Source organism: Pontibacterium sp. (genome assembly GCF_041587635.1).
Lineage (GTDB): Bacteria > Pseudomonadota > Gammaproteobacteria > Pseudomonadales > Balneatricaceae > Pontibacterium.
Genome location: NZ_JBFGYC010000267.1, coordinates 1 through 5415 on the forward strand (window position 1 = coordinate 1; position 5415 = coordinate 5415).

A 5415-nucleotide genomic window follows, 5' to 3' on the forward strand; every position below is an offset into this window, starting at 1 on the left:
CTTTTATTGAACACCTGAAAAACTCTGACGATGAATTGATTGTCGCGCCCGGTATCAAAGGCATGGTGATGACGGTCTTCACTTTACCCAGTTATCCACTGGTGTTTAAGGTTATCAAGGACAGCTTCTCCTCCTCGAAATATATTGCCCGTAGTACGGTGATCGAAAAGTATCAGCTGGTTAAGCGGCATGACCGGGTCGGGCGTATGGCGGATACCATGGAGTTTACCAATTTCAGTTTCCCGCGTGCGCGCTTCTCGGATGAGCTGATCGATGAATTGCAAAAGGTGGCGGGATCCTCTGTAGAAATTGAAATGGATAGGGTGCTGATCAAACATCTCTGGACCGAACGGCGGATGACGCCGTTGAATATCCATATTAACGAAGCGTTGGCGAACAAGGATGAGTATGCCGTGTTTCATGCAATCAACGAGTTTGGTAAATGCATTAAGCAATTGGCCGCAGCTAATATCTTTGCCGGTGACATGTTGTTTAAAAACTTTGGGATCACCCGGCACGGACGGGTCGTTTTTTACGACTATGATGAGATTATGTATCTCACCGAGTGTAATTTTCGCGAGATCCCTGAGGCGCTGTATCCCGAACAGGAAATGATGGATGAACCTTGGTATTCAGTCGGACCAACCGATGTGTTTCCGGAGGAGTTACACATATTAACCCGATGTGATCGTACGGTTAGAAAGATCTTTAATGAACTCCATCAGGATCTTCTCGATGTGAAGTTCTGGCGTGAAATGCAGAATCAGGTCAGGGCGGGAAATATTATGGATGTTTTTCCTTACCGTAAGGTAAAACGGTTTCTGCGCAATTGAAGGTGTGTCGTGTCAAAAACAGTGCTTGGGTGTTTTACATGAATTGAAATCATAAATAGTGCTATTTAGTCGTGTTTTATTCTTGAACACTTAGCACTTGTGTCTACTATTTAACAGTCAGCTCTCGTTAAAAGAGCTACTTAAAAATAAGAACAGGGAGACTGCTATGACGATCAAGAAGACAGTTACCTCAGCACTACTGGCGTTTGGGGTAGGTGTTGCTGCGATGGGAGCATCTGCTACCGCTTCCGCTGAACAGTTCATCACCATTGGTACCGGTGGCGTAACCGGTGTTTATTATCCAACTGGTGGTGCAATCTGCCGTCTGGTGAACAAAGGACGTAAAGATCACGGCATCCGTTGCTCGGTTGAGTCAACCGGTGGCTCTATCTACAACCTGAATACAATCCGTGCCGGTGAGCTGGATATGGGGGTGGCGCAGTCTGACTGGCAATACCATGCCTATAACGGCACCAGTAAGTTCAAAGACAAAGGCGCCAACAAGGATTTGCGCGCTGTGTTTTCTGTGCATCCCGAGCCGTTTACGGTTGTTGCTCGCGCCGATTCAGATATCAAAACCTTCGATGACCTGAAAGGTAAACGCGTCAATATTGGTAATCCTGGGTCCGGTCAGCGTGGCACGATGGAAGTGCTGATGAACGTCAAAGGCTGGAGCATGGATGATTTCGCGCTTGCATCTGAACTGAAGGCATCGGAACAGGCCAGTGCGTTATGTGACAACAAGATCGATGTGATGGTTTACGTTGTTGGACATCCTAGCGGTGCGATCAAAGAGGCGACCACCTCGTGTGATAGTAAGCTGGTTACTGTGGATGGCAGTGCAGTGGAAGGCTTAATTAAAGACAACTCCTACTACCGATCTGCAACAGTGCCTGCGGGCATGTACCGTGGTAATGATGCTGATGTCGCGACATTTGGTGTCGGTGCAACGTTTGCAACCTCTGCTGCCGTACCCGAAGAGGTGGTGTATCAGGTGGTAAAAGCGGTATTCGAGAACTTTGATACCTTCCGTAATCTTCACCCGGCCTTCAGACATCTTAAGAAAGAAGAGATGGTAAAAGACGGCCTAACAGCACCATTGCATCCAGGTGCAGCGAAGTACTATAAGGAAGCGGGTCTGCTTTGATTCGCAGCTAAAAACGGGGGCTTCGGCTCCCGTTTTGTATTTTCTGATCTGGAGCTAATGTGACTGACAAGCCAACCCCACATGTTGATCCTGATGTTCAAGAGATGGTTGCACAGGCGGATAGTGGCGCACGTGCACCGCGGGGTATGCCCGGCAAGCTACTCTGGGGTGTTGCGTTAGCATGGTCGCTGTTCCAACTATGGTATGCATCACCGCTGCCATTCACACTGAATTTCGGTGTGTTTAACGATACGCAGGCACGTTCAATTCACCTCGGCTTCGCCATATTTCTTGCTTATACCGCTTTCCCCGCGCTCAAAAGTTCACCCCGATTTTATATTCCGATCCAAGACTGGATATTGGGCCTGGTCGGCGCGTTTTGTGCTTCTTATCTGGTGATTTTCCATGCTGAGCTGGCCGATCGTGCCGGTGCACCTAATACACTGGATCTTGTTGTTGCTGTGTCGGGTATGCTGATCCTGCTAGAGGCGACCCGCCGTGCTCTAGGTCCGCCATTGATGGTGGTCGCGACGGTTTTTCTGATCTACACCTTTGGCGGTCCGTATATGCCGGATGTGATCGCCCATAAAGGGGCAAGTCTGAGTAAGGCGATGTCTCACCAGTGGTTGTCAAGTGAAGGTGTATTCGGGGTCGCGCTGGGTGTGTCTACCAGTTTTGTCTTTCTCTTTGTGCTCTTTGGCTCGCTGCTGGATAAAGCCGGTGCCGGTAATTACTTCACACAAGTCGCGTTTTCCCTGTTGGGACACATGAAAGGCGGACCCGCGAAAGCCGCGGTCGTATCGTCAGGGTTAAGTGGTCTTGTGTCCGGGTCATCGATTGCCAATGTTGTGACGACCGGCACGTTTACCATTCCGTTGATGAAACGGGTTGGGTTTCCCGGTCAAAAAGCCGGTGCCGTCGAAGTGGCTGCGTCGACCAATGGGCAGCTGACACCTCCGATTATGGGCGCGGCCGCGTTCCTGATGGTGGAGTACGTGGGGGTTTCGTATCTCGAAGTCATCAAACACGCGATTCTGCCTGCGCTCATCTCTTATGTAGCGTTGATCTATATCGTGCATCTGGAAGCGTTGAAGGCGGGTATGAAAGGGCTGGAACGTCCTTACAAACCCACCCTGGCTGAATCGTTGCTCACCTGGAGTATGGTGATATCAGGTGTGTGTATTCTTTCGTTGGTGATCTATTACGGCATGGGTTGGTCTAAAGAGGTGCTGGGTGACGGAACCTACGCGCTGATCGGTATCGTAATGCTGGCGGCTTATTTGGCATTGATTCGATATGCTGCTCAATATCCTGAGTTACACATGGATGATCCCAATGCTGCGATCGTCAAACTGCCGGAAGTGGGGCCGACGGTGAAATCTGGTCTCTACTTTCTATTGCCGGTTGTCGTATTGGTTTGGTGCCTCACCGTTGAACGTCTATCTCCGGGGCTGTCAGCGTTCTGGGCTACCGTATTTATGACCGCAGTTGTGGTTACCCATAAACCTCTGAAATCGATGTTTCGTGGTGATCATCACTGGAAGGATTCTGGGGCTGTGGGTATTCATGACCTGCTGGACGGTTTGGTCAGCGGTGCGCGCAATATGATTGGCATTGGTGTCGCAACGGCTGCGGCAGGCATTGTGGTGGGGACGGTCACGTTGACGGGGATCGGACTGGTTATGACTGAGTTCGTGGAGTTTATCTCTGGCGGTAACGTGATGTTGATGCTGCTGTTTACCGCCATCATTAGTTTGGTATTGGGCATGGGATTGCCAACAACGGCCAACTACATCGTTGTCTCCACGTTGATGGCTCCGGTTATTGTTACGCTGGGGGCTGAGCATGGCTTATTGGTGCCTTTGATAGCTGTCCACCTGTTTGTGTTTTATTTCGGAATTTTGGCTGATGACACGCCACCTGTGGGACTGGCGGCTTATGCTGCAGCGGCGATTGCGCGTTCCGATCCGATCAAAACAGGTATCCAGGGTTTTACCTATGATATCCGCACGGCCGTACTGCCCTTTATGTTTATTTTTAATACTGAGCTTTTGTTAATCGGTGTTGAAGGTCCTTTTCATCTGTTGATGACAGTCTTGTCGGCAACAGGTGCGATGTTGATCTTTGCTGCGGCGACGCAGGGTTACTGGCTGGTAAAAAGCCGTTGGTACGAAACTGCTTTGTTATTGCTGGTGGCGTTTTCTATGTTCCGCCCGGGCTTCTGGTGGGACGAAGTTTATCCGCCACTGGAAACCAAGCCTGCCGTTCAGATAGAAGAGATAGCGGGGATGTTACCTGAGAACCGTTCTCTGCGTCTGGCCGTGGCGGGTGACACGATAGATGGCAATTACGTGAAGAAAATTGTCGAATTAGAGTTGGGTGGCGCCGGGGATGGCGCGCAACGCTTGCAAGAGGTTGGGCTGATGCTATCTGTTGGTGATGAAAAGGTCATGGTAGATATGGTGGGCTTTGATAGCGCAGCGCAAAAGGCGGGTATCGATTTTGGCTGGGAAATCCTGGCGATCGAAACTCAAGCTGAGCGACCACCGAAACAGCTGGTGTATATACCGGTCCTTATATTGTTGGCAGGTTTGGCCGCCATGCAGCTGCGCCGTCGAAAAACTGCCTGATAGCTAATGTCATAGGGTGAATGTAATGTTTACTAAGGCTCTCTTCCCCGTTGATCTGGAAGATATCGTGACGGCGGAGCATGCACTTAAATACCTCAACGGAATACTCAGCAAAGGTCAGGAAATACACCTTTTAGGTGTTTTGCCTGGGTTTAATATGCCTGTGGTCGCATCGTATTTTCCAGAAGGGGCAATAGAGACAGCGATTGCTGCGATGGAACACCAGTTAACTGAATTAGCGGAACTGAATTTAGGTGACAGCGTTCATTGGGAAGTACACGTAGCTGAAGGTGCTCCCCATCGCGAGATTGTGAAGACTGCAGACCGGTTGGGTTGTGATCTGATTGCGATTCCAAGCCACAATCACAGTTTGGTTGAAAAAGTATTGCTGGGGTCTGTGACCACCAAAGTGGTGGAGCAAGCGAGTTGTTCGGTGTTTGTGATGCGCTGACCGATATTGATCTATAGATTTGTTTGAAAAAGGGCGCCGTCAGGCGCCTTTTTTGTGTCTGCTGCTTTGTTTTGTGTGTTATTTAATCAGGATTGGTGGTTTTTTGTTCGTTTTAAGGTTTTTTTACGTTTTTTTGAAGTTTTTTAACAAAGCCTGTTGACCCCCATGCTGAGGTCTGTAGAATGCGCATCCTCGCTTGAGACAACAGCTTCTTCGGACAGCAAACGGATCGCGAGACTGCTGAAATAACTCCTTGATTTACAACGTAAATTAGCGGATCACTCCAGCAGGTCGAATCACCGGCAAGTCTTCAAAAACTTTTGAAAAACTTGCAAATAAACGGTTGACATCGAC

The 5415-nt window shown here is 49.4% G+C and carries 4 protein-coding genes; all 4 read left to right on the forward strand.

Annotated elements, in window-relative coordinates:
* Positions 1 to 833: isocitrate dehydrogenase kinase/phosphatase-domain containing protein (locus tag ABYW01_RS13105; protein WP_372833378.1), on the forward strand; the 833-nt coding region annotated here is incomplete at its 5' end.
* Positions 834 to 999: 166 nt separating this feature from the next.
* Positions 1000 to 1980, forward strand: coding sequence for a TAXI family TRAP transporter solute-binding subunit (locus ABYW01_RS13110; protein ID WP_372833381.1), 981 nt, complete (start codon positions 1000 to 1002; stop codon positions 1978 to 1980).
* A gap of 104 nt (positions 1981 to 2084) precedes the next feature.
* Positions 2085 to 4610, forward strand: coding sequence for a TRAP transporter permease (locus ABYW01_RS13115; RefSeq protein ID WP_372833387.1), 2526 nt, complete (start codon positions 2085 to 2087; stop codon positions 4608 to 4610).
* Between the two features lie 25 nt (positions 4611 to 4635).
* Complete coding sequence (locus tag ABYW01_RS13120) at positions 4636 to 5061, forward strand: universal stress protein (RefSeq protein ID WP_372833385.1); 426 nt, start codon at positions 4636 to 4638, stop codon at positions 5059 to 5061.
* The last annotated feature ends 354 nt before the right edge of the window (positions 5062 to 5415 follow it).